General features: G+C 71.4%; 23 protein-coding genes. 12 read left to right on the top strand and 11 right to left on the bottom strand.

Annotated elements, in window-relative coordinates; genetic code table 11:
- Positions 1-50 precede the first annotated feature (50 nt).
- A complete protein-coding gene (locus tag V2W30_RS21515; RefSeq protein ID WP_338698821.1) occupies positions 51-902 on the top strand; it encodes an HAD-IB family hydrolase in 852 nt (283 codons plus the stop codon).
- A gap of 338 nt (positions 903-1240) precedes the next feature.
- On the opposite strand, the gene V2W30_RS21510 is transcribed toward V2W30_RS21515, so the two are convergent.
- On the bottom strand, positions 1241-2065 hold the full coding sequence (locus V2W30_RS21510) for an oxidoreductase (RefSeq protein WP_338698819.1): 825 nt from the start codon (positions 2063-2065) through the stop codon (positions 1241-1243).
- A gap of 101 nt (positions 2066-2166) precedes the next feature.
- Between V2W30_RS21510 and V2W30_RS21505 the strand changes: the two genes are divergently transcribed.
- The gene (locus tag V2W30_RS21505; RefSeq protein ID WP_338698817.1) at positions 2167-3147 is read left to right on the top strand and encodes an ATP-binding protein; all 981 of its coding nucleotides are present in this window, start codon (positions 2167-2169) and stop codon (positions 3145-3147) included.
- Between the two features lie 6 nt (positions 3148-3153).
- Here the strand turns inward: V2W30_RS21505 and V2W30_RS21500 are convergent, their stop codons facing one another.
- Complete coding sequence (locus tag V2W30_RS21500; RefSeq protein ID WP_338698816.1) at positions 3154-4437, bottom strand: hypothetical protein; 1284 nt, start codon at positions 4435-4437, stop codon at positions 3154-3156.
- 339 nt (positions 4438-4776) lie between these two features.
- On the opposite strand from V2W30_RS21500, the gene V2W30_RS21495 reads away from it, so the two are divergent.
- On the top strand, positions 4777-7182 hold the full coding sequence (locus V2W30_RS21495) for a bifunctional SulP family inorganic anion transporter/carbonic anhydrase (protein ID WP_338698815.1): 2406 nt from the start codon (positions 4777-4779) through the stop codon (positions 7180-7182).
- Positions 7183-7233: 51 nt separating this feature from the next.
- Here V2W30_RS21495 and V2W30_RS21490 read toward each other — a convergent pair whose 3' ends face one another.
- Entirely contained in the window at positions 7234-7731 is a 498-nt protein-coding gene (locus tag V2W30_RS21490) for a hypothetical protein (RefSeq protein ID WP_338698813.1), read from the bottom strand.
- Positions 7732-7906: 175 nt separating this feature from the next.
- On the bottom strand, positions 7907-8515 hold the full coding sequence (locus tag V2W30_RS21485; RefSeq protein ID WP_338698810.1) for a sigma-70 family RNA polymerase sigma factor: 609 nt from the start codon (positions 8513-8515) through the stop codon (positions 7907-7909).
- A gap of 198 nt (positions 8516-8713) precedes the next feature.
- Between V2W30_RS21485 and acs the strand changes: the two genes are divergently transcribed.
- The 5 genes from acs (at position 8714) to V2W30_RS21460 (ending at position 14198) form a co-directional block, all read left to right on the top strand.
- Positions 8714-10723 carry an acetate--CoA ligase gene (acs, locus tag V2W30_RS21480; RefSeq protein WP_338698808.1) on the top strand — a complete coding sequence of 670 codons (2010 nt, stop codon included), beginning with the start codon at positions 8714-8716 and terminating at the stop codon, positions 10721-10723.
- A gap of 224 nt (positions 10724-10947) precedes the next feature.
- Entirely contained in the window at positions 10948-12348 is a 1401-nt protein-coding gene (nhaA, locus tag V2W30_RS21475; protein ID WP_338698807.1) for a Na+/H+ antiporter NhaA, read from the top strand.
- A gap of 40 nt (positions 12349-12388) precedes the next feature.
- Complete coding sequence (locus V2W30_RS21470) at positions 12389-12898, top strand: phage holin family protein (RefSeq protein WP_338698806.1); 510 nt, start codon at positions 12389-12391, stop codon at positions 12896-12898.
- Positions 12895-13848 (top strand): alpha/beta hydrolase, encoded by a 954-nt coding sequence (locus tag V2W30_RS21465; protein WP_338698805.1) that lies wholly within the window; start codon positions 12895-12897, stop codon positions 13846-13848. Before V2W30_RS21470 ends, V2W30_RS21465 begins: the two co-directional genes overlap by 4 nt.
- 164 nt (positions 13849-14012) lie before the next feature.
- On the top strand, positions 14013-14198 hold the full coding sequence (locus tag V2W30_RS21460) for a hypothetical protein (RefSeq protein WP_338698803.1): 186 nt from the start codon (positions 14013-14015) through the stop codon (positions 14196-14198).
- Between the two features lie 30 nt (positions 14199-14228).
- Here V2W30_RS21460 and V2W30_RS21455 read toward each other — a convergent pair whose 3' ends face one another.
- From V2W30_RS21455 to nth, 3 genes are all read right to left on the bottom strand, one after another.
- Positions 14229-15428, bottom strand: a complete 1200-nt coding sequence (locus tag V2W30_RS21455; RefSeq protein WP_338698801.1) for a MarP family serine protease — start codon at positions 15426-15428, stop codon at positions 14229-14231.
- A gap of 201 nt (positions 15429-15629) precedes the next feature.
- A complete protein-coding gene (locus V2W30_RS21450) occupies positions 15630-16397 on the bottom strand; it encodes an NUDIX hydrolase (RefSeq protein ID WP_425244573.1) in 768 nt (255 codons plus the stop codon).
- Positions 16398-16458: 61 nt separating this feature from the next.
- Positions 16459-17544 (bottom strand): endonuclease III, encoded by a 1086-nt coding sequence (gene nth, locus V2W30_RS21445; protein ID WP_338698799.1) that lies wholly within the window; start codon positions 17542-17544, stop codon positions 16459-16461.
- 366 nt (positions 17545-17910) lie between these two features.
- Between nth and V2W30_RS21440 the strand changes: the two genes are divergently transcribed.
- From V2W30_RS21440 to V2W30_RS21430, 3 genes are all read left to right on the top strand, one after another.
- A complete protein-coding gene (locus tag V2W30_RS21440; protein ID WP_016642758.1) occupies positions 17911-18585 on the top strand; it encodes a Crp/Fnr family transcriptional regulator in 675 nt (224 codons plus the stop codon).
- A 229-nt stretch (positions 18586-18814) separates the two neighbouring features.
- Positions 18815-19621: a nucleotidyltransferase domain-containing protein gene (locus tag V2W30_RS21435; protein ID WP_338698790.1), complete on the top strand. Its 807-nt coding sequence runs from the start codon at positions 18815-18817 to the stop codon at positions 19619-19621.
- Positions 19622-19706: 85 nt separating this feature from the next.
- Positions 19707-20615, top strand: coding sequence for a sigma-70 family RNA polymerase sigma factor (locus V2W30_RS21430; RefSeq protein WP_338698789.1), 909 nt, complete (start codon positions 19707-19709; stop codon positions 20613-20615).
- On the opposite strand, the gene V2W30_RS21425 is transcribed toward V2W30_RS21430, so the two are convergent.
- The 4 genes from V2W30_RS21425 to V2W30_RS21410 all read right to left on the bottom strand — a co-directional run bounded on the left by V2W30_RS21425 (position 20612) and on the right by V2W30_RS21410 (position 23002).
- Positions 20612-21442: an MBL fold metallo-hydrolase gene (locus V2W30_RS21425; protein WP_338698787.1), complete on the bottom strand. Its 831-nt coding sequence runs from the start codon at positions 21440-21442 to the stop codon at positions 20612-20614. The genes V2W30_RS21430 and V2W30_RS21425 overlap by 4 nt on opposite strands.
- Complete coding sequence (locus V2W30_RS21420; RefSeq protein ID WP_338698785.1) at positions 21439-22311, bottom strand: NUDIX hydrolase; 873 nt, start codon at positions 22309-22311, stop codon at positions 21439-21441. Before V2W30_RS21420 ends, V2W30_RS21425 begins: the two co-directional genes overlap by 4 nt.
- 62 nt (positions 22312-22373) lie before the next feature.
- Positions 22374-22841, bottom strand: a complete 468-nt coding sequence (locus V2W30_RS21415) for a RidA family protein (protein WP_338698783.1) — start codon at positions 22839-22841, stop codon at positions 22374-22376.
- On the bottom strand, positions 22838-23002 hold the full coding sequence (locus V2W30_RS21410) for a DUF4177 domain-containing protein (RefSeq protein ID WP_073494871.1): 165 nt from the start codon (positions 23000-23002) through the stop codon (positions 22838-22840). The genes V2W30_RS21415 and V2W30_RS21410 overlap by 4 nt, the downstream gene beginning before the upstream one ends.
- A gap of 85 nt (positions 23003-23087) precedes the next feature.
- Between V2W30_RS21410 and V2W30_RS21405 the strand changes: the two genes are divergently transcribed.
- Positions 23088-24062: an ArsA family ATPase gene (locus V2W30_RS21405; protein WP_338698781.1), complete on the top strand. Its 975-nt coding sequence runs from the start codon at positions 23088-23090 to the stop codon at positions 24060-24062.
- Positions 24063-24103 lie beyond the last annotated feature (41 nt).

The raw sequence follows: 24103 nt of genomic DNA, 5'->3' as shown, positions 1-24103 counted from the left end.
CTTCTCAGGCAAACCCACGCGCCACAGCTTACGCCGAATGGTGGGCGCCTATGCTCGGGCTCGTGGAAAACCACTCCTTGCCGCACTCGGCTCCCCGCACAGCCGCGTTCTTCGATCTCGACAAGACCGTCATCGCCAAGTCGAGCACGCTCACCTTCAGCAAGTCGTTCTACCAAGGCGGGCTGATCAATCGACGGGCCGTGCTGCGCACCGCGTACACGCAGTTCGTCTTCCTGGTCGGTGGCGCGGACCACGACCAGATGGAGCGGATGCGCACGTACCTCTCGGACCTGTGCCGGGGCTGGAACGTGCAGCAGGTGAAGGAGCTCGTCGCCGAGACGCTGCACGATCTGATCGACCCGATCATCTACGACGAGGCGGCCTCGCTCATCGAGGAGCACCACACCGCCGGCCGCGACGTCGTCATCGTCTCCACCTCGGGTGCCGAGGTCGTGGAGCCGATCGGTGAACTGCTCGGCGCGGACCGGGTGGTGGCCACCCGCATGGTCGTCGGGGACGACGGCTGCTTCACCGGAGAGGTGGAGTACTACGCGTACGGGCCCACGAAGGCGGAGGCCGTGAAGGAGCTGGCGCGGACCGAGGGGTACGACCTCGCGCGCTGCTACGCGTACAGCGACTCGGCCACGGACCTGCCGATGCTGAGCGCCGTCGGGAACCCGTACGCGGTCAATCCCGACCGGGCGCTGCGCCGCGAGGCGCTCGCGCGCGAGTGGCCGATTCTCGACTTCCACAGGCCGGTCCGGCTCAAGCAGCGGCTGCCGAACCTGGGCGCGCCCTCGCGTCCGGCGCTGGTCGCGGCGGCCGCGGTCGGCGCGGCGGCGGCCACGGCGGGACTGGTCTGGTACGCCAGCAGGCGCCGGGCCCTGGCGAGCGCCCGATAGGGCCTCGACGGGGCCTCGCACCAGGGTCCCGTTCGCCCTGTTTGAACCTAAAAGTAAAGAAGTGGAGCCAGGACTTTCGCATCCCTCAGGGGAGGAGTACAAAGGAGTCAACGGCCCGCGAGACCAAGGACATCCGAGAGGATCACCTTCACACGCAATCAAGGCCCCACGGACCGAGCATGAACACAGGGCACCCACGCGACGTCGACCCGTCGATTACGGGCCAGCCGCACCAGGTGACGGGCACAAGTTCCCGACCTGATGGGCAACATATCGAGGACGCTTGGTAACCCGGTGGACATGCCAGCGGCGGTACGTGAACTCGTACCGCCGCATCTTCACGCCGCGCCCCGCTGAAGCGCCTCGCACACCGCGGTCGACTCCCTGACGCCCAGCTCGACGGCCTTGCCGCAGTGGGCGATCCAGGCCGCCATCCCCTCCGGCGTACCGGAGACATAGCCGTCGAGCGCGGCCGCGTACGCCGCGCGTCCCAGCTCGGCGTGGCCCACCTCCGCGGGGCAGATCGACTTCGGGTCGAGGCCGCTGCCCACCAGGACGATGCGCTCGGCCGCGCGCGCGACCAGGCCGTTGTGCGAGCCGAAGGGGCGCACGGCGAGCAGTTCGCCGTGCACGACGGCGGCGCTCACCAGGGCGGGCGCCGAACTCCCCGCGATGATCAGCCGGGAGAGGCCTTCGAGGCGGCCCGCCACCTCGTCCGCGTCCGGCACCGGGAGTTCGACGAGCGGCTCGTCGACCGTCTCGCCCGCCGTGCGCGGCCGGCCGACCGCGTCGCCGTTGTCGGCGGCCGCGACGAGGTGGAGGCGCGCGAGGACCCGCAGGGGCGACTGCCGCCAGATGGACAGGAGTTGACCCGCTTCGGCGGTCAGTCGCAGTGCGGCGCCGACGACGGGCGACTCCTTGTCGCCGTCCGCGCCGCTGAAGTCGGAGCGCCTGCGCACCTCTTCGAGGGCCCAGTCCGCGCCGGACAGCGCCGCGCTGCCGCGCGCACCGCGCAGCGCCGCCTCGGAGGTGATCTCGTTGCTGCGGCGGCGCATGACCCGGTGGCCGTAGACCCGGTCCACGGCCTTGCGCACGGACTCCACGGACTCGGCGACGCCCGGCAGGGTGCCGAGAGCGGCGAGGGGGTCGGCTGTCGTACTCATGAGTACGACCCTACGGGCCCCAGGGCCCCGCCCCACGAAGGAGTGGTCTTCTTCACGCCGACCCGCCACGGATGGCCACCGTCGCACTACGCTACGTGAACATGAAGATCGCTTTCGTCGGGAAGGGCGGCAGCGGCAAGACCACGCTGTCCTCGCTCTTCGTCCGCCACCTCGCCACCACCGGCTCCCCGGTCATCGCCGTCGACGCCGACATCAACCAGCACCTCGCGGCCGCGCTCGGCGTCGACGACGACGACGCCGCCGAACTGCCCGCCATGGGCGCCCGGCTGCCGCTCATCAAGGACTATCTGCGCGGCTCGAACCCGCGGATCGCCTCGGCCGACACGATGATCAAGACGACACCGCCGGGCGACGGCTCGCGGCTGCTGCGCGTCCGCGAGAACAACCCGGTGTACGACGCCTGCGCGCGGCCCGTGGAACTCGACGGCGGCACGGTGCGCCTGATGGTCACCGGCCCCTTCACCGAGGCCGACCTCGGCGTCTCCTGCTACCACTCCAAGACCGGAGCGGTGGAGCTGTGCCTGAACCACCTCGTCGACGGCCAGGGCGAGTACGTGGTGGTCGACATGACCGCGGGCTCCGACTCCTTCGCCTCCGGCATGTTCACCCGCTTCGACATGACGTTCCTGGTCGCCGAGCCGACCCGCAAGGGGATCTCGGTCTACCGCCAGTACAAGGAGTACGCGCGGGACTTCGGGGTCGCCCTGAAGGTCGTGGGCAACAAGGTGCAGGGGGAGGACGACCTCGACTTCCTGCGCTCCGAGGTCGGCGACGACCTGCTCGTCACCGTGGGGCACTCGGACTGGGTGCGCGCCATGGAGAAGGGGCGGCCGCCGCGCTTCGAGCTCCTGGAGGAGGCCAACAGGGCTTCCCTGCAAGCACTTCAGGCCGCGGCCGACGCCACGTACACGTCCCGCGACTGGGAGCGTTACTCGCGCCAGATGGTCCACTTCCACCTGAAGAACGCCCAGAGCTGGGGCAACGAGAAGACGGGCGCCGACCTGGCTTCCCAGGTCGACCCCGCCTTCGTGCTCCGCGAGAGTGTCGTCGCGACCGCCTGATCCGGGCTACGGCTTGGCGGCCGGGGCGCCCGGTACCCCCTTGGGGGCCGGGGCGGGCTTGTCGGCCAGGAACGACGCCCAGCCCTGCTGCGGCGCCTGGCCGACGCCGAGCGTGGTGAGCTTGTGCACCGTCTGCGGGTCCTGCGCGTCGAGCCAGTCGGCGAGCTGCCGGAAGGAGACGCAGCGGACGTCGCGCTTGGTGCAGACCGCCTCGACCGTCTCCTCGACGGCGCGCATGTAGTGGCCGCCGTTCCAGGACTCGAAGTGGTTGCCGATGATCAGCGGGGCGCGGTTGCCCCGGTAGGCGCGGTCGAAGCCGGCGAGCAGGCTGTCGCGCATCTCGTCGCCCCAGAACTCCTGCTTGGCGGGGTCGCCCTGGGTCGCCGTACCCGACTGGTTGACCATGAAGTTGTAGTCCATGGTGAGCTGCTCGTAGCGGTGCCCCTTGAACGGCACGAGCTGCATGGACAGGTCCCACAGGCCGTTCTTCTTCTTGGGCCACAGCTGGTCGTTGACGCCGCTGGTGTCGTAGCGGAAGCCCATCTCGTGGGCCGCGCGCGTGAAGTTCTTCTGGCCCTCCAGGCAGGGGGTGCGGGCGCCGACGAGTTCCTTGTCGTAGTCGAAGGGCAGCGGCGCCGCCTTCTTCAGGCCCGTATTGGTCTTCCACGCCTTCACGAAGGACTTGGCCTGCTGGATCTCGCTCTTCCACTCGGCCACCGACCACTGGCCGACGCCACCGCCGCTGCCGCAGAAGTGGCCGTTGAAGTGGGTGCCGATCTCATTGCCCTCGAGCCAGGCGCCGCGCAGCTGCTCGACGGTGTCGGCGATCCCCTTGGTGTCGTTGAAGCCGATGTCCGAGCGGCCCGGCGAGTGCTGCGGCGGGTGGTACTGGCTCGCCCGGTTCTCCGGGAGCATGTACACGCCGCTGAGGAAGTACGTCATGGTCGCGTTGTTCTTCTTGGCGACCTTGCGGAAGTGCGAGAAGAGCCGCTGGCTGTCCTCGCCCGCGCCGTCCCAGGAGAAGACCACGAACTGCGGGGGCTTCTGGCCCGGTCTCAGGCGCTCGGCTCTCGGCAGGTGCGGCTGCTGACCGGTGTACGCGGTCGAGCCGTCGCCGATCAGGCGGACCACGCTGCCGGGCGCGGCGGGGGCGGCGGGGGCGGCCTTCTTGGGGCCGGGGGCGCCCTGCCGGGACCCGGCGCCGGTGTCGCTGTTCGCGCAACCGGCGAGGGCTGCGGCGCACGCCGCCGCGGCGGTGATGCCCGCGACGATCCTCTGGGTGGCGGCCATCTTCCGCCCACCTTCTTCCTTGGACTCGGCTTGCACGACGGTGAATGCGAGGAATGCCCGCTCTGCGCGGGCGGCGGCGCCAACGTCGCACGAGTCCGGCGCGGCATTTGTCCGACAAGCCGACCAAGAATCTTATTCACTCTCCAGAGTGAAGGATTACCCCATTTGCCCGGTTAATCCGTCCACAACCTTTACTCTGGATTACTGTTCATTTACCGAGCGTTGTTTTTTCATCCCGCCGCTGCACGCCGTGAACCACGGCCGCGATCGACCCCACCCACCGCTCAGGGGTCCCCCCACATTCCGCGACCGCGCTGCACCCCGGAGGAGACGGGAACCATGTCTGCCTGCGTACCTACTCGTGCCAGTGACTCCGACCGGACGGACGAGCCCACAGCCGCCGCCCGCAAGGCGCACAGTCCGCCACCGGCGCCCCGCCGCCGCTTCCACCTCGCGGGCGCCGATCTGTCCGCGTCCGTCGCGGTCTTCCTGATCGCCCTGCCCCTGTCCCTCGGCATCGCCCTGGCGACCGGCGCGCCCCTGGAGTCCGGGCTCGTCGCCGCCGCCGTCGGCGGACTCGTCGCCGGCGCCCTGGGCGGCGCCCCGCTCCAGGTCAGCGGCCCCGCCGCCGGCCTCACCGTGGTCACCGCCGAGCTGATCCAGCGCTACGGCTGGCGGACCACCTGCGCGATCACCGTGATGGCCGGGGTCGCCCAGCTCGGGCTCGGCTGCCTGCGGGTGGCCCGCACCGCCCTCGCCGTCAGCCCGGCCGTCGTGCACGGCATGCTCGCCGGGATCGGCATCACCATCGCCGTGGCCCAGCTGCACATCGTCCTCGGCGGCACCCCCGAGAGCGCCGTGATCGACAACGTGCGGGCGCTGCCCGCCCAGTTGGCCGACGTGCAACCGGCCGCCCTCGCCATGAGCACCCTCACCCTCGTCGTCCTCTTCGCCTGGCCCCGCGTGCCGGGCCGGATCGGGCGGGCCACGCGCAAGGTACCGGCGGCGCTCGTCGCCGTGACGGCCGCGAGCGCGGCGACCGCCCTGTTCGGCCTGACGCTGCCCGAGGTGGACCTGCCGTCCTGGAGCAGTCACGCCCTCGCCGGGCTGCCGGACGGGCCGGTGCTCGGGATCGCCGCCGCCGTCCTGACGACCACCCTGGTGTGCAGCGTGCAGTCGCTGCTCGGGGCCGTCGCCGTGGACAAGATGGCCGCGGCACGGACCGACCTGCCGCCCGAGATGCGCCGCTCGAACCTGGACCGGGAGCTGCTCTCCCAGGGCGCGTCGAACATCGTCTCCGGTTCGCTCGGCGGACTGCCCGTCGCCGGCGTCGCGGTGCGCAGCACGGCGAACATCAACGCGGGTGCGGTGAGCGGGAACTCCTCGATGCTGCACGGCGTCTGGGTGGTGGCGGCCACGCTGTTCCTGATCCCCGTCCTGGAGCTGATCCCGCTCGCCTCGCTCGCCGCCCTGGTGATGGCGGTCGGCATCCAGATGGTGTCCCTGAACCACATCCGCACGGTCACCCGCCACCGTGAGGTCCTGGTGTACGTCGTGACCACCCTCGGCGTCGTCCTCTTCGGCGTCCTCGAAGGCGTCGGACTCGGTGTCGCGGTCGCCGTCGGGGTCGCGCTGCACCGCCTCACGCGCACCCGCATCACGCACGACGTGGACACGAGCGGCGTCCACCATGTGCGCGTCCGCGGGCAGTTGACGTTCCTCGCCGTGCCCCGGCTGAGCCGCTCCCTGCACCAGGTGCCCCATGGGGCCGACTGCGTCGTGGAGTTGGACGGGTCGTTCATGGACCACGCCGCGTACGAGGCCTTGCAGGACTGGCAGAAGTCGCACGTCGCGCAGGGCGGCAAGGTCGCGACGGGCGGGCGCGGCGGAGCCCGGATCGCCGAGCCGGCCAGGGCGGCGCACTCGTGCTGCCGTCCCTGGACGCCGTGGCGCAACCACCACTGCGACCGGCCGAACGACCACACCCCCGCGGCCTCGCCGTCGCCCTCGCCCGAAACCGCGTCGGCATCGGCATCGGCGTCCGCTCCCGCGCCCACGCGGCGTGGCGGGCATCAACTGGCCAGTGGGATCAGCGCGTTCCAGCGCAACACGGCGCCGCTCGTCCGCAGCGAGCTGGCGCGGCTCGCGCGGGAGGGGCAGAAGCCCACCCAGCTCTTCCTCACCTGCGCCGATTCGCGGCTGGTCACCTCGATGATCACGTCCAGCGGTCCCGGCGACCTCTTCGTCGTACGGAACGTGGGCAATCTCGTCCCGCTGCCCGGCGCCGAGGCCGGTGACGACTCGGTGGCGGCGGCGATCGAGTACGCCGTCGACGTGCTGAAGGTGCAGTCGATCACCGTGTGCGGGCACTCCGGGTGCGGGGCCATGCAGGCGCTGCTCACCAGCCCGCCCACCGGGAGCGGCGCGCAGACGCCGCTCAAGCGGTGGCTGCGGCACGGGATGCCGAGCCTGGAGCGGATGACAGACAAGGCTCTGCCGTGGGCGCGGCTCGCGGGCCGCGCGCCCGCCGACGCGATCGAGCAGCTCTGCCTGACCAACGTGGTCCAGCAGCTGGAGCATCTGCGGGCGCACGAGTCGGTCGCACGGGCCCTGGAGCAGGGCGCGCTCGAACTGCACGGGATGTACTTCCACGTCGGTGAGGCGCAGGCGTATCTGCTCACCGAGGGCGATCCGGTCTTCGGCCACGTGGACGGCGCGGAGGAAGGCCAGCCCAGCCCGGCGTGAACAGCCGGACGGGGGTGCGGCCGGGTCCCCTTCCCGGCCGCACCCCCGTTCTCACTTCGCCGTGCGGATGTCCGGCGATCCCGTCGGCTCCGTGGCGGGCTGCTCGACCGGTACCGGTACGCACGGGGCGAGTTCGCCGCGCACGGCGTAGAACATCCCCGTCCGGCCCTTGCCCTTGACCGGCTCCTGGTTCTCGAAGGCCAGCGAGTCACCCCTGCGGAGCGTGACCTTCCAGGTCCCGGCCACGGCGGCGCTCCGCACCAGGTCCCGCTCCACCGCCCGGGTGCCGGTCTTGCCGTCCCGGGGCGAGGAACCGTGGTCGGGCGTGAACGAGCCGGGCAGGCTCGTGCCGCGCGGACTCCTGCACCGGTAGCCCTCCTTCAGGGTGTCGCTGCTGACGGTGATGCCCTCCGCCTTCAGCCGTCCGGCGAGGTCGGCCTGCCCCTCGGAGTCGAGGGCCAGGTCCTCGATGGTCAGCGTGACGCTGCCGTCGTCGTGCCGCTCCAGCGCGTAGGCCGGGGTGTCGGTGGGGGAACCCGGTGCCAGCACCGTGGCGAGTCCCGCCGCCGCGCAGACCCCTGCGGCGAGCGCGAGCCGGGGCGGGTGACCACACGGCGGACCCGTACGGGCGGCGCCGTCGCGGTGGCCGGCGCGGCGGCCGCGCGCCGGGTGATCTCCTGCTGCAACTCGCTCAGCAGCCGGTCCTCGAACGTCGTCCTCGTGCTCATGCTTCTCCCCCGGTCGCATACGTGGGTGTGGTGGGTGTGGTGGGTGCGGAGACGGTCCGTGCGTCGTCGGTGGCGTACGCGCGCAGCGCCTTGCGGGCGCGGTGCAGTCGGACGCGGGCGGTGACCTGGCGGATGCCGAGGGCGGCGGCGGCCTCCGTGACGGTCAGTTCGTCGACCGCGATCAGCTCCAGGACGGCCCGCTCGCCGTCCGGCAGCGACTCCATGGCGACGGCCGCGCGCCGCCCCCGCCGCTCCGCGTCGACGCGCTCCTCGATGCGCGTGATGTCGTCGGCCTCCAACAGGCGCCGCCCGCTGACGCGTTGATCGCGCCGGGTGTCGCGGGCGACCCTGCGGCGCTCGGCGGAGACGACGTTGCGGGCGATGCCGTACAGCCAGCCGGTCTCACTGCCGAGGCCCGGCCGGTAGGTGTGCGCGGAGTCGAGGACCGCGAGGAATATCTCCGCCGTCAGATCCGCGACGGTGTGCGGGTCGTCGACGCGCCGGGCGACGAAGCGCATCACCGCGTCCAGGTGTCTCCGGTAGAACTCCGCGAAGAGTTCGGGATCGCGCGCCGCGGCGGCGGGCCCACCCCTTGTCCGTTCCACTCGGTGTCTCCTTCGTCCGACTCGGACTGCTCACTGGCTCTTCACCGGTACTTGGGGCGGGCGGGCGGAAGCGTTACCGAGTGAACCGCTTGGGCGTTCCGGTCGTGAGACCAAGTGCCGCACCGAAAGCCGCCGCACCACCGACAACAGGTCTAAACCATTTCGACGGCGGCCCTTGTCAGCAGGGGTCACCGTCTGATGAGCTGTGGCCTGGGACACAACGGACACCCTGGGAATGGGAGAAGCGTCGTGAGCAACGAAAGCCTGGCCAACCTCTTGAAGGAGGAGCGTCGCTTCGCGCCGCCGGCTGACCTGGCCGCGAGCGCCAACGTCACGGCGGCGGCGTACGAGCAGGCCAAGGCTGACCGGCTCGGTTTCTGGGCCGAGCAGGCCCGCCGCCTGACCTGGGCCACGGAGCCGACCGAGACCCTCGACTGGTCGAACCCGCCGTTCGCCAAGTGGTTCAAGGACGGCAAGCTGAACGTCGCGTACAACTGCGTCGACCGGCACGTCGAGGCCGGCAACGGCGACCGGGTCGCGATCCACTTCGAGGGCGAGCCCGGCGACAGCCGCGCGATCACCTACGCCGAGCTCAAGGACGAGGTCAGCCGGGCCGCGAACGCGCTGACCGAGCTGGGCGTCCAGGCCGGTGACCGCGTCGCCGTCTACCTGCCGATGATCCCCGAGGCCGTCGTCTCGATGCTGGCCTGCGCCCGCATCGGCGCCGCGCACTCGGTCGTCTTCGGCGGCTTCTCGGCCGACGCCATCGCCAAGCGCATCGAGGACGCCGACGCCAAGGTCGTCATCACGGCCGACGGCGGCTACCGCCGCGGCAAGCCGTCCGCGCTGAAGCCCGCGGTCGACGACGCCCTCACCCGTGTGGAGGGCGTGGCCAAGGTCCTCGTCGTGCGGCGCACCGAGCAGGACGTGGCGTGGACCGAGGGCCGCGACGTGTGGTGGCACGACGTCGTCGGCAAGCAGTCGGCGGAGCACACCCCGCAGGCGTTCGACGCCGAGCAGCCGCTCTTCATCCTGTACACGTCGGGCACGACGGGGAAGCCGAAGGGCATCCTGCACACCTCGGGCGGCTACCTGACGCAGGCCAGCTACACGCACCACGCCGTCTTCGACCTCAAGCCGGAGACGGACGTCTACTGGTGCACGGCCGACATCGGCTGGGTCACCGGGCACTCGTACATCACGTACGGGCCGCTCTCGAACGGTGCGACGCAGGTCATCTACGAGGGCACCCCGGACACCCCGCACCAGGGCCGGTTCTGGGAGATCGTGCAGAAGTACGGCGTCTCGATCCTCTACACGGCGCCCACGGCCATTCGTACGTTCATGAAGTGGGGCGACGACATCCCCGCGAAGTTCGACCTCAGCAGCCTGCGGGTGCTCGGCTCGGTCGGTGAGCCGATCAACCCCGAGGCCTGGATGTGGTACCGGAAGAACATCGGCGCCGACAAGTGCCCCGTCGTGGACACCTGGTGGCAGACCGAGACCGGCGCGATCATGATCTCGCCGCTGCCGGGCGTCACCGAGGCCAAGCCGGGCTCCGCCCAGCGCGCGCTGCCCGGTATCTCCGCGACCGTCCTGGACGACGAGGCGAACGAGGTGCCGAACGGCGGCGGTGGCTATCTCGCCCTCACCGAGCCGTGGCCGTCGATGCTGCGCACCATCTGGGGCGACGACCAGCGGTTCATCGACACGTACTGGTCCCGCTTCGAGGGCAAGTACTTCGCCGGTGACGGCGCCAAGAAGGACGAGGACGGCGACATCTGGCTCCTCGGCCGCGTGGACGACGTCATGCTCGTCTCCGGTCACAACATCTCCACCACCGAGGTCGAGTCGGCGCTGGTCTCGCACCCGGCCGTCGCCGAGGCCGCCGTCGTCGGCGCCGCGGACGAGACGACCGGTCAGGCGATCGTCGCCTTCGTGATCCTGCGCGGCAGCGCGAACGCGGACGACGAGAACCTGGTGGCCGACCTGCGCAACCACGTGGGCGCCGTGCTCGGCCCGATCGCCAAGCCCAAGCGGGTCCTGCCGGTCGCCGAGCTGCCCAAGACGCGGTCCGGCAAGATCATGCGGCGCCTGCTCCGCGACGTCGCGGAGAACCGGGAGCTGGGTGACGTCACCACGCTCACCGACTCCTCCGTCATGGACCTGATCCAGACGAAGCTGCCGGCGGCGTCCAGCGAGGACTGACCCCCGCGAGCACTGAGGGAACGGGCATCCGGCGAGCGCGCCGGGTGCCCGTTTCGTGCGTATCGTGATGATCGCCACGTGACGTCCCGCACGCACCCTGTAGGGTCGAGGTCAAAGTCAAGGTCACGTCAAGGACGTGACAGGGATCCGTCAGGGATCCACAGGGTGCGCCGGGAAGTCTGGTCGGCAAAGCAGTCAGCCGTACCCGACCGGAGGTCCCCCGCGTGAGCGCGCCCCGCAAGAACGACCACAAAGCATTCGGCCGGCTCTCCCTGCCCGAGCGTAATTTCGTGGCCGACGCCCTCCGCACCGAGACCGTCGGCGGTGTGCTCCTCCTCGTCTCCGCCATCTGCGCCCTGATCTGGGCCAACGTCCCGGCCCTCAGCCACAGCTACGAGACCTTCAGCGACTTCCACATAGGCCCCGGCGCCATCGGCCTGAACCTCACCACCGAGCACTGGGCCGCCGACGGATTCCTCGCCCTGTTCTTCTTCGTCGCCGGCATCGAGCTCAAGCGGGAACTCGTCGCCGGTGACCTGCGCGACCCCAAGGCCGCCGCGCTCCCGGTCGTCGCCGCGCTGTGCGGCATGGCCGTCCCGGCCCTCGTGTACGTGGTCGTGAACACCATCGGCGGCGGCTCCCTGGACGGCTGGGCCGTGCCCACGGCCACCGACATCGCCTTCGCCCTCGCGGTCCTCGCCGTCATCGGTACGTCCCTGCCGAGCGCCCTGCGCGCGTTCCTGCTGACCCTCGCCGTCGTCGACGACCTCTTCGCGATCCTGATCATCGCGGTCTTCTTCACCAGCGACATCGACTTCGCCGCGCTCGGCGGCGCCGCCGTCGGCCTCGCCGTCTTCTGGCTGCTGCTCAGGAAGCGCGTCCACGGCTGGTACATCTACGTGCCGCTCGCCCTCGTCATCTGGGCGCTCATGTACAACAGCGGCGTCCACGCCACCATCGCCGGTGTCGCGATGGGCCTGATGCTGCGCTGCACCAGGGAAGAAAGCGAGGAGCACTCGCCCGGCGAGCACATCGAGCACCTCGTGCGCCCGGTGTCGGCCGGGCTCGCGGTGCCGTTGTTCGCCCTGCTCAGCGCCGGGGTCGCGGTGTCCGGCGGCGCCCTGGGCGATGTGTTCACCAAGCCCGAGACGCTCGGCGTGGTGTTCGGACTCGTCGTCGGCAAGGCCCTCGGCATCTTCGGCGGTACGTGGCTGACGGCACGGTTCACCAAGGCCTCGCTGTCGGACGAGCTGGCCTGGCCGGACGTCTTCGCGGTCGCCTCGCTCGCCGGCATCGGCTTCACGGTCTCGCTGCTCATCGGCGAACTCGCCTTCGCCGGGGACGAACTGCTGACCGATGAGATCAAGGCGTCCGTCCTGATGGGCTCCCTGATCGCGGCCGTCCTCAGCAGCATCCTGCTGAAGATCCGGAACGCCAAGTACCGCGCGCTGTGGGAGGAGGAGGAGCGCGACGAGGACGCCGACGGCATCCCCGACGTCTACGAGAAGGACAAGCCGGAGTACCACCTGCGGATGGCCGCGATCTACGAGAAGAAGGCCGCGGAGCACCGCAGGCTTGCCGAAGTGGCGGGCGGGGCAGGCGACGGGGGCGAGCGTCCGGCATGATCTGACACCCAGACACGTACAGCAGAAGAGGGAGTACGCGATGAGCGCACCCGACGGCAGCCCGGTCGGCGCCGAACGCAGCATCGGCCAGCTGTTCGCCTCGGCGACGACCGAGATGTCCGCACTGGTGCACGACGAGATCGCCCTGGCGAAGGCCCAGCTGAAGCAGGACGTGAAGCGCGGGGCGACCAGCGGCGGCCTGTTCTCGGTCGGTGCCGCCGTGCTGGTCTTCTCGCTGCCGATGCTGAGCTTCGCCCTGGCCTACGGCATCCAGGCCTGGACCGGCGGGCACAACGGCGAGGGCGGCTGGAACCTCGGCTGGTGCTTCCTGCTCTCCTTCGCGGCGAACGTGCTGCTCGCGCTCGTCCTGTTCGCCATCGGCACCGTCTTCGCCAAGAAGGCCAAGAAGGGCAAGGGACCGCAGAAGGTCGCCGCCTCGTTCAAGGAGTCGGCGGGCGTACTCCAGAACGCCAAGCCGCACCCGCGAGAGGTCACCAAGGGCGACCGTGTCCCCGAGGCCATCGAGGCTGTGGCACGCTCGTCCTCATGACGGACCCCGCCACCCCATCGGCCCAACCGCCCGCCTCTCTCGTACGACTCGACATCCCCGGCGGGACCGAGGTGCTCCACCGGGACGTCGCGGCCAACGGCGCGCGCTTCCACATCGCCGAACTGGGTGACGGGCCGCTGGTCCTGCTCCTGCACGGGTTCCCGCAGTTCTGGTGGTCGTGGCGGCACCAGCTCGTCGCGCTCGCCGACGCGGGGTTCCGGGCGGTCGCCATGGACCTGCGGGGAGTGGGCGGCAGCGACCGTACGCCGCGCGGTTACGACCCGGCGAACCTCGCGCTCGACGTCACCGGCGTGATCCGCTCGCTCGGCGAGCCCGACGCGGCGCTCGTCGGGCACGACCTCGGCGGGTACCTCGCCTGGACCGCGGCCGTGATGCGGCCGAAGCTGGTGCGGCGGCTCGCCGTGTCCTCGATGCCGCACCCGCGGCGCTGGCGCTCGGCGATGGTGGCGGACTACCGGCAGTCGCGTTCGGGCTCGTTCGTCTGGGGTCTGCAACGACCCTGGCTGCCCGAGCGTCAACTGGTCGCCGACGACGGGGCGTTGGTGGGCAAGCTGATCCGCTCGTGGTCGGGGCCGCGGCAGCCCGACGACACGTCCGTGGAGGCGTACCAGCGCGCCATGTGCATCCCGTCGACCGCGCACTGCTCGGTCGAGCCGTACCGGTGGATGGTGCGCTCGCTCGCCCGCCCCGACGGGATCCAGTTCAACCGGCGGATGAAGCGGCCGGTGCGGGTGCCGACGCTGCATCTGCACGGCGCGCTCGACCCCGTGATGCGTACGCGCAGCGCGGCCGGCTCCGGCGAGTACGTCGAGGCGCCGTACCGCTGGCGGCTGTTCGAGGGTCTCGGGCACTTCCCGCACGAGGAGGACCCCGTGGCGTTCTCCACCGAGCTCGTCAACTGGCTGAAGGACCCCGAACCCGATCGGTGACGTGTTCGGCGACCCCGCCGACGGCCGTTTCCGTGACGGTTCGTGAGCGCCCGGTATGCGGGCGGGAACGTCTGTCCTACGAACAGCCAAATGCCTGGCGCATAGGCCAATTTGAGGGCTGTGAGGGTGATTACCGACCTTGGGGCACGGGCAGACGTCGGTGTATGGGCTGGACGCACGACTACAGTGACGCAGCACGCAACCGCCGCCCAGCGATGACGCTGGGCACTCCCCAGAGGGGAGCGCCGCAGGACCCTGTGGCGCACGATCCCCGGCTGGGTATTCCGCGCATTCTGCGGCGTCGGGCCCGGTGGGTCACGGCGCGGATCCGGCACACCGGCCGCGAGTGACCGCGACCCGGCACCTCACCTCACCTCACCTCACAGCGCGCAGGCGTCGCTGTCGACCTGCTGGACCGCTGAGCGGCCCTGCGTGATGTCGGTGCGGATCTCGTCCTCGGACAGCGCGTAGCCCGTCTCCGCGCTGTCGAGGGACTTGGCGAAGACGACGCCGTACACCTTGCCTTCGGGCGTCAGGAGCGGTCCTCCCGAGTTGCCCTGACGGACCGTCGCGTACAGCGAGTACACGTCGCGCTCGACCGTGCCGCGGTGGTAGATGTCCGGGCCCTTGGCCGTGATGCGGCCCCGGACCCGCGCGGGACGCACGTCGTACGCGCCGTTCTCCGGGAAGCCCGCGACGATCGCGCCGCCGCCGCGCTGCGCGTCCGTCGACGTGAACTGGAGCGGGGGTGCCTTCAGCGACGGCACGTCCAGGACCGCGATGTCGCGCTTCCAGTCGTAGAGGACGACCTTCGCGTCGTACCGGACGCCCTCGCCGCCGATCTGGACGGTGGGTTCGTCGACGCCGCCGACCACGTGCGCGTTCGTCATGACCCGGCGGTCCGCGAAGACGAAGCCGGTGCCTTCGAGGACCTTGCCGCAACTGGGCGCCTGGCCCACGACCTTGACGATGGAACGCTTCGCCTCAAGGGCCACCCGGCTGTTCGCCAGGGCCGGGTCGGGCGGCTTGACCTCGGTGATCGGCTCGTTCGCGAACGGGCTGAAGACCTGCGGGAAGCCGTTCTGCGCGAGCGTGGAGGAGAAGTCGGCGAACCAGGTGTCCGCCTGCGTGGGCAGCGCCCGTGAGACGCCGAGCAGCACCTTGGAGCTGCGGACCTCTTTGCCGACCGTGGGGAGCGTGGTGCCGGCGAGCGCGGAACCTATCAGCCACGCGACCAGGAGCATCGCCGCGACGTTGACCAGCGCACCGCCCGTCGCGTCGAGCGCGCGGGCCGGGGACCAGGTGATGTATCTGCGCAGCTTGTTGCCGAGGTGGGTGGTGAAGGCCTGGCCCACCGAGGCGCAGACGATCACGACGACCACGGCGACGACCGCGGCTGTCGTGGTGACCTCCGCGTCGTCGCTGACGGCGCCCCAGACGACCGGCAGCGTGTAGACGGCGACGAGGCCGCCGCCGAGGAAGCCGATCACCGACAGGATGCCGACGACGAACCCCTGGCGGTAGCCGACGATCGCGAACCACACGGCGGCCGCGAGCAGCAGGATGTCCAGCACGTTCACCGATTCATGCCTCGCCTTGTATCTCGCTGCCTTGTATCTCGCCGCGTAGCGTCGTGCCGCTGTGCGCCGTACTGCCTTGTGTGGTGCCGGTCGGGGTCGTGCCGCGTCGCGTCGGTCTGCTCCGCGTCCTGCTGGTCTCGCTCGTGCCGCCGCGGGTCGCGCCGCGGTACGTGGTGTTGCCCTGTGTCTTGCTGCACCCTGTCATGAGCGCCAGTCGAGTGGGACCGTCTTCGCTCGGTCCCAGGGCCTCTCCCAGCCCGCGAAATGCAGCAGCCGGTCGATCACTCCGGCCGTGAACCCCCACACCAGCGCCGATTCCACCAGGAACGCGGGGCCTTTGTGGCCGCTCGGATGGATCGTCGTCGCCCGGTTCGCCGGGTCCGTGAGATCCGCCACGGGGACCGTGAAGACGCGGGCCGTCTCCGCCGGGTCCACCGCCGCGACGGGTGTCGGCACCCGCCACCATCCCAGTACGGGCGACACGACAAATCCGCTCACCGGGATGTACAGCTTGGGCAGCGCCCCGAAGAGCTGGACGCCGCTCGGGTCGAGGCCCGTCTCCTCCCAGGCCTCCCGCAGCGCGGCCCGCAGCGGGCCCTCCGTGCGCGGGTCGCCGTCCTCCGGGTCGAGGGCGCCGCCGGGGAACGAGGGCTGGCCCGCGTGCGATCTCAGCGATCCCGCGCGCTCCATGAGCAGCAGCTCGGGGCCGCGCTCGCCCTCGCCGAAGAGGATCAGGACCGCGGACTGGCGGCCCGCGCCGTCCTCGGGCGGCAGGAAGCGGCTGAGCTGCTCGCCGCGGATCGTGGTGGCGGCGTGGGCGACGGGGTCGAGCCAGCCGGGCAGGCCGTCCGTGCTCAGGGTGATGTCCGAGATCCCGGGGGCTCCCGCACCGCCGTGGGCGTCGCCCTGGTCACCGGTACCGCCGTCGAACCCGCTGATATCGCTGCCGATCTCGCTCACGTGCTTCATCGTCGTCCCGTCCCCTGTCGTGATGGGCCCAACGCCCGACCGTCCCCCGTTCGTTCCCCCGTCACCCGATCGTGCCGCCCAGGGGCGGGGCCGGGACACCGCCCGCGTCCAGGTACGACTGCGGGGGGTTGAGGCGCTGGCCGGGGAAGCCGCCCTTCTCGTACTTGAGGAGCTTCTTCGCCTTCTCGGGGTCCGTCTCCCCCTCGCCGTACGCCGGGCAGAGCGGGGCGATGGGGCAGGCGCCGCAGGCCGGTTTGCGGGCGTGGCAGATGCGGCGGCCGTGGAAGATCACGTGGTGGCTGAGCTGGGTCCACTCGCTCTTCGGGAACAGCTCGCCGATCGCCTTCTCGACCTTGTCCGGGTCCGTCTCGTCCGTCCACTTCCAGCGGCGCACGAGGCGGCCGAAGTGGGTGTCGACGGTGATGCCGGGCCGTCCGAACGCGTTCCCGAGCACGACGAACGCGGTCTTGCGGCCCACGCCCGGCAGCTTGACCAGGTCTTCGAGGCGGCCGGGGACCTCGCCGCCGAACTCCTCCGTCAGGGCCTTGGCCAGGCCCATGATCGACCGCGTCTTGGCGCGGAAGAACCCGGTGGGCCTGATCAGCTCCTCGACCTCCTCCGGGTTCGCTGCGGCGAGGTCCTCGGGGGTCGGGTACTTGGCGAACAGGCCCGGCGTCGTCTGATTGACCCTGAGGTCGGTCGTCTGGGCGGACATCACCGTGGCGACGAGGAGCTGGAAGGGATTCTCGAAATCCAGCTCCGGGTGCGCGTACGGGTACGCCTCCGCGAGCTCCCGGTTGATCTTCCGCGCCCGGCGGACGAGGGCGGTACGGGACTCGGGCTTGGCGGCGACGCGCTGGGCGGCGGGGGCCTTCGCCGTCTTGGCGACAGACGCCTTCGCGGCAGGCGCCTTCGCGGCAGGCGCCTTCGCGGCTGACGTCTTGGTGGCCGGTGTCTTGGTGGCCGGTGTCTTGGTGGCCGGCGTCTTCGTCGTCCTGGTCGCCTTGGTCGTCCTGGTCGCCTCGGTCGTCTTCGCGGCCGGTGTCTTGGTCGCCGGTGTCTTCGTCGCCGGTGTCTTGGTCGCCGGTGTCGTCGTCTTCGCGGCTGAGGTCTTCACGACGGCTGGCGTCTTCTTCTTCGCGGGCATCGACTACGCGGCCTTCCCCTGTACGGACCCCGGAACGGCGCACAGCCGGGGCACCCACGTGCCCTGTTCGCCCACAGCGGAATCATGGTCGGCTGACATCGTCTCGGCCTCCTCCGCCTGCGCTCTCACCGGCTTTTTGAACACCCGGCCAGCCTAGAGCCCGGCACCGACATCCGCCCCGGAGCAGTCGGATCGGCCCCCGATTGGCCCCCTCCCCCTCGGCTTGTGACGCGGGTGCGGCAGACTTGTGTCCGAGTGACTGATCACACTGTTTGGACCGTCCGGCAAAATGGGGAACGGGAAATACCTTTCCGAGGCGTTTCCCGGCAGTCCCCCCACAGTGCAGGCGACATAGGAGAGAAACTCGTGGACGACGTTCTGCGGCGCGCCCCGCTCTTCGCGGCGCTCGATGACGAGCAGGCCGCGGAGCTCCGCGCCTCCATGAGTGAGGTGACCCTCGCGCGCGGTGACGCCCTGTTCCACGAGGGCGACCCGGGAGACCGCTTGTACGTGGTCACCGAGGGCAAGGTGAAGCTCCACCGCACCTCCCCCGACGGCCGGGAGAACATGCTGGCCGTGCTCGGCCCCGGAGAGCTGATCGGCGAGCTGTCGCTGTTCGACCCGGGCCCGCGTACCGCCACCGCCTCCGCGCTGACCGAGGTGAAGCTGCTCGGCCTCGGCCACGGCGACCTCCAGCCCTGGCTGAACGCACGCCCGGAGGTGGCCGCCGCCCTGCTGCGCGCCGTCGCCCGGCGACTGCGCAAGACGAACGACCAGATGTCCGACCTGGTCTTCTCCGACGTGCCGGGCCGTGTCGCCCGCGCGCTGCTCGACCTGTCGCGCCGCTTCGGCGTGCAGTCCGAGGAGGGCATCCACGTCGTGCACGACCTCACGCAGGAAGAGCTGGCCCAGCTGGTCGGCGCCTCCCGCGAGACCGTGAACAAGGCCCTCGCCGACTTCGCGGGCCGCGGCTGGCTGCGCCTGGAGGCCCGCGCCGTGATCCTCCTGGACGTGGAGCGCCTCGCGAAGCGTTCGCGCTGACCCGGTAGCGGGCCCGTGGCGACCACGAGAGCCACCCGGCGGCACAGCGCCGTACACGGCTCGACACGGCTCGACACGGCTCGACACGGCTCGACGAGCAGGGGTCCCACCGCATCGCGCGGCGGGGCCCCTTCTCGTACTCCCCCGTCTTCCCGCGCATCCCGCCGTGCCGGGTCCGGGCAGGCGGAAATGACGTGCCGTCCCCGCCGCTTCCCTGCACAGTTGGCTCATGGCCGACCTGACCCGCGGACTCGACGCCCAGGGGTACCTCGCGCGCGAGGGCTCCCTGGCCCGTGTCGAGGACCCGTTCCGCCCCGTCGTGGCCGCCGCGCGTGACCGGCTGCTCGACGTGTTCGGGGCCCGGATGACGAGCGCGTACCTGTACGGGTCCGTGCCGCGCGGCACCGCCCGCCCCGGCCGCTCCGACCTCGACCTGCTGCTCGCCCTGCGCCACGAGCCCACCGACGCCGACCGGGCGGAAGCGCGCGTGCTCGACGAGTCCCTGGACAAGGAGTTCACGCAGATCGACGGCGCGGGCACGCTGCTCTTCAGCCGGGCGCGGCTCCTGAGCGACCTGGAGACGTACGACCTGGGCTGGTTCGTGGCCTGCCTGTGCACCCCGCTGCTCGGCGAGGACCTCGCCGAGTACCTGCCCCGCTACCGGCCCACCTCGCTGCTCGCCCGCGAGACCAACGGCGACCTGGCCCTGCTCCTGCCGCGCTGGCGCGAGCGGATCGCCGAGGCCGCTCCCGCCGATCTGCGGGGCCTCCAGCGCGGCATGGCGCGCCATCTCGTCCGTACGGGCTTCACGCTGGTCATGCCCCGCTGGAACGGCTGGACGAGCGACCTGGGCGAGATGGCGGAGGTCTTCGGCGGGTACCACCCGCGGTGGGCGGGGGCGATGCGGGACGCGGCCGACGCCGCGCGCGAGCCGACGGGGGACCTCGCGGCCCTGCGCACGTACACCGAGGAGATCGGGCCGTGGCTCGCCGACGCGTACGCGCGCGAGCACGGCGTCAAGGCCCCACGGCCCTGATCACCGGCCGCACGAAGCGACGTGGGCACCGAAGACGACGCAGGCACCGTAGGCAACGTGGAACCGACACAGGGGGAAATCACTCATGGTGCAGTCCGACACCGATCTGGCGGCGCGCTTCGAGACGGAGCGCGGCCGGCTGCGGGCCGTGGCGTACCGGATGCTGGGATCGTTCAGCGAGGCCGAGGACGCGGTCCAGGAGAGCTGGCTGCGGTTGCAGCGGGACGGCGCCGACGACGTGCGGAACCTGAGCGGCTGGCTGACGACCGTCGTCGGGCGGATCTGCCTGGACATGCTGCGGACGCGCGCGTCGCGCCGTGAGGACCCCCTGGAGGCAGGTGAGGCGGGCTCCGCGGAGACGCGCGTGCCCGACCCGGTGGTCAGGACCGCCGACCCCGTCCACGAGGCCGAACTGGCGGACTCGGTCGGGCTCGCGCTGCTCGTCGTCCTGGACACCCTCGCCCCGGCCGAGCGGCTCGCGTTCGTGCTGCACGACATGTTCGCCGTGCCGTTCGAGGAGCTCGCGCCGATCGTGGAGCGCACCCCTGCGGCGACCCGGCAGCTGGCGAGCAGGGCGCGGCGCCGGGTCTCCGGGGCCGCCGTGCCGCCCGACACCGACATCGCCCGGCAGCGCGTGGTCGTCGAGGCCTGGCTGGCCGCCACCCGCGCCGGTGACTTCGAGGCGCTGCTCGAACTCCTCGACCCGGACGTGCTGCTGCGCGTCGACGCGGGTCCGGGCACGGCGTCGAAGCTGGTCCGCGGCGCCCTGGAGGTGGCCGGTCAGGCCGCGCTGTACGGGCGTACGGCCCCGGTGTCGCACCCGGCGTTCGTCGGCGACGGCATGGGCATCGTGGCGGCGCCGGGCGGCGAGGTCTACTCGGTCCTCGCCTTCACGTTCCGCGGGGGCAGGGTCGTCGAGGTCGACATCATCGCCGACCCCGCCCGCCTGGCCACCCTCGGCATCGAGTGGCCGCGGGACCCCGACGAGGTCTAGATCAGGCCGTGTTCGCGCAGGTAGTCGAGCTGGGCCAGGACGGACAGCTCGGCCGCCGGCCACAGCGTCCGGTCCACGTCCGCGTACACGTGGGCGACGACGTCGGCCGCCCGCGCGTACCCGTTCTCGACCGCCGTCTCGACCTGGGCGAGGCGGTGGGCGCGGTGGGCGAGGTAGAACTCGACGGCGCCCTGGGCGTCGTCGAGCACGGGGCCGTGGCCGGGCAGCACCGTGTGCACGCCGTCGTCGACGGTCAGCGAGCGCAGCCGGCGCAGCGTGTCCAGGTAGTCGCCGAGCCGGCCGTCGGGGTGCGCGACGACCGTCGTGCCCCGGCCGAGGATCGTGTCGCCGGTCAGTACCGCTCGGTCGGCGGGGAGATGGAAGCAGAGCGAGTCGGCGGTGTGGCCGGGGGTCGGGACGACGCGCAGCTCCAGGCCGCCCGTCGTGACGACGTCACCGGCCGCGAGCCCCTCGTCGCCCAGGCGCAGCGCCGGGTCGAGCCCGCGCACCTTCGTGCCGGTCAGCTCGGCGAACCGGCCCGCGCCTTCGGCGTGGTCGGGGTGGCCGTGCGTGAGCAGGGTGAGCGCGACGCGGCGGCCGGCCTTCGCGGCGACGTCGATCACGTTCTTCAGGTGGGCGTCGTCCAGCGGCCCCGGGTCGATGACGACGGCGAGGTCGCTGTCGGGCTCGGCGACGATCCAGGTGTTGGTGCCGTCGAGGGTCATCGCGGACGCGTTGGGCGCGAGGACGTTGACGGCGCGGGCGGTGGCGGGGCCGGAGAGCACCCCGCCGCGCGGCTGTCCGGGCAGGGCGGCGGCTTCGGTCATCGCTGGGTTCCCCCCGTGGGAATGTGCTTGGTGAACTCGTCGTGCCCCGGCCAGGACAGCACCAACTCGCCGTCCTCCAGGCGCGCCTGTGCCAGTACGGGGGTGAGGTCGCGCTCCGTCGAACCGGCGAGCGCCCCGCTCACGTCCTCGTACGCCGCCAGGGTGCGCAGCGTCGCGATGGTGGGCGGCATCATCGTCAACTCGCCCCGGTCGTACGCCGACGCGGCGCTTCGGGGGCCGATCCACACGGTGCGGTCGGCCTCGGAGGAGTCGTCGCTGGTGCGCTGCCCGGCCGGGAGCGCGGCGGCGAAGAACCAGGTGTCGTAGCGGCGCGGCTCGAACTCCGGGGTGATCCAGCGGGCCCAGGCGCCCAGCAGGTCCGAGCGCAGCACGAGCCCGCGGCGCTCCAGGAACTCGGCGAAGGACAGGTCGCGGCCGATCAGCGCCTGCCGGTCGGCGGCCCAGTCGTCGCCGGTGGTGTCCTCGACGACGGTGTCCGGGGTGGGCCCGGCGAGCAGCACGCCCGCCTCCTCGAACGTCTCGCGGACGGCGGCGCAGACGATCGCCTGGGCCTCCTTCTCCGGGACGCCGAGCCGCTCGCCCCACCGCGCGCGCGACGGTCCGGCCCAGCGGACCTGCCGGTCGTCGTCACGGGGGTCCACGCCGCCGCCGGGATACGCGTACGCACCGGCCGCGAACGCCATCGACGTACGTCTGCGGAGCATGTGCACCTCGATGCCGCCCGGGAGGACGTCCCTGAGCAGCATCACGGTCGCGGCGCGCCTCGGCGTCGCGGGCGTGAGCGTGCCGTCGGCGAGGGCCCGGATGCGTTCCGGCCACTCGGGTGGGTACCACTGCCCGTTTGCCATGGCCGGAGGCTAACCGGTGACGGGCGGATGTTCGAGACCCACCCGTCACCCGGGTCAGCGGCTCACGCCTCGACGAGCTCCACCTGGAACTCGACCTCGACCGGCGCGTCGAGCGGCAGCACCGCGACGCCGACGGCGCTGCGGGCGTGCACGCCCTTCTCGCCGAGGACCTCGCCGAGCAGTTCGCTCGCGCCGTTGATCACGCCGGGCTGCCCGGTGAAGTCGGGCGCGGACGCGACGAAGCCGACGACCTTCACGACGCGCGCGATGCGGTCCAGGTCACCGGCGACCGACTTGATCGCGGCCAGTCCGTTCAGGGCGCACGTACGGGCCAGGTCCTTGGCCTCCTCGGCGGTGACCTCGGCGCCGACCTTGCCGGTCACCGGCAGCGTGCCGTCGACCATGGGCAGCTGCCCGGCCGTGAAGACGTACGCTCCCGACCGCACGGCCGGCTGGTACGCGGCGACCGGCGGCACGACGGGCGGCAGCGCCAGGCCCATCGCGGCCAGCTTCTCCTCTACAGCGCTCATGCCTGCTTCTCACGCTTCAGGTACGCCACCAGCTGCTCCGGGTTGTTCGGTCCCGGTACGACCTGTACGAGCTCCCAGCCGTCCTCGCCCCAGGTGTCCAGGATCTGCTTCGTCGCGTGCACGAGGAGCGGCACGGTCGCGTATTCCCACTTCTTAGCCATGGGGCCGACTGTAGCCGCCGAACTGAGGGGCGGCGTTCCGGAGGCTCCTGCGTGATCGGGCGGCCGACTGGTTAGGCTCGAATACGTGAGCAGGCTCCAGGTCGTCAGCGGCAAGGGCGGTACCGGAAAGACCACGGTCGCCGCCGCACTCGCGCTCGCCCTCGCGACGGAGGGCAAGCGCACGCTCCTAGTGGAGGTGGAGGGCAGACAGGGCATCGCACAGCTCTTTGAGACCGAGGCACTTCCCTACGAAGAACGGAAGATCGCCGTCGCGCCCGGCGGCGGGGAGGTGTACGCCCTCGCCATCGACCCCGAACTGGCGCTGCTGGACTACCTCCAGATGTTCTACAAGCTCGGCGGCGCGGGCCGCGCCCTGAAGAAACTGGGCGCCATCGACTTCGCGACCACCATCGCGCCGGGCCTGCGGGACGTACTTCTGACGGGCAAGGCGTGCGAGGCGGTACGCCGCAAGGACAAGCGGGGCGTCTACGCGTACGACCACGTCGTGATGGACGCGCCGCCGACCGGGCGCATCACGCGCTTCCTGAACGTGAACGACGAGGTGGCCGGGCTCGCGAAGATCGGGCCGATACACAACCAGGCCCAGGCCGTGATGCGCGTCCTCAAGTCCCGTGAGACCGCGGTGCACTTGGTGACGCTCCTGGAGGAGATGCCGGTGCAGGAGACCCTCGACGGGGTCGCCGAACTGCGCGCCGCGAAGCTCCCGGTGGGACGGATCATGGTGAACATGGTGCGGCCCGCGCTCCTCGGGGAACCCGCCCTGGCACTGAGCGCGGACCGTTCCGTGCGGCCCGCGGTCACCGAGGCACTGACCGCCGCCGGGCTCGGCAGCGCGAAGCGGCTCGTAGGACCGCTGCTCACCCAGGCCGGGGAGTACGCGGAGCGGTACGCGCTGGAGCGGGCGCAGCGTGAACTGCTCACCGAGGCGGGCCTGCCGCTGCACGAACTGCCGTTGCTCACCGAGGGGTTGGACCTCGCGGGCCTCTACACGCTCGCCGAGGAACTGCGACAGCAAGGGATCCAGGGGTCACAACCATGACGGAACGCCTGCCGGATCGCATGACGGATCTCATGGCCGAG

The organism is Streptomyces sp. Q6 (assembly GCF_036967205.1).
Classification (GTDB): Bacteria; Actinomycetota; Actinomycetes; order Streptomycetales; family Streptomycetaceae; genus Streptomyces; species Streptomyces citrinus.
This window is presented reverse-complemented; position numbering and strand designations above follow the sequence as displayed.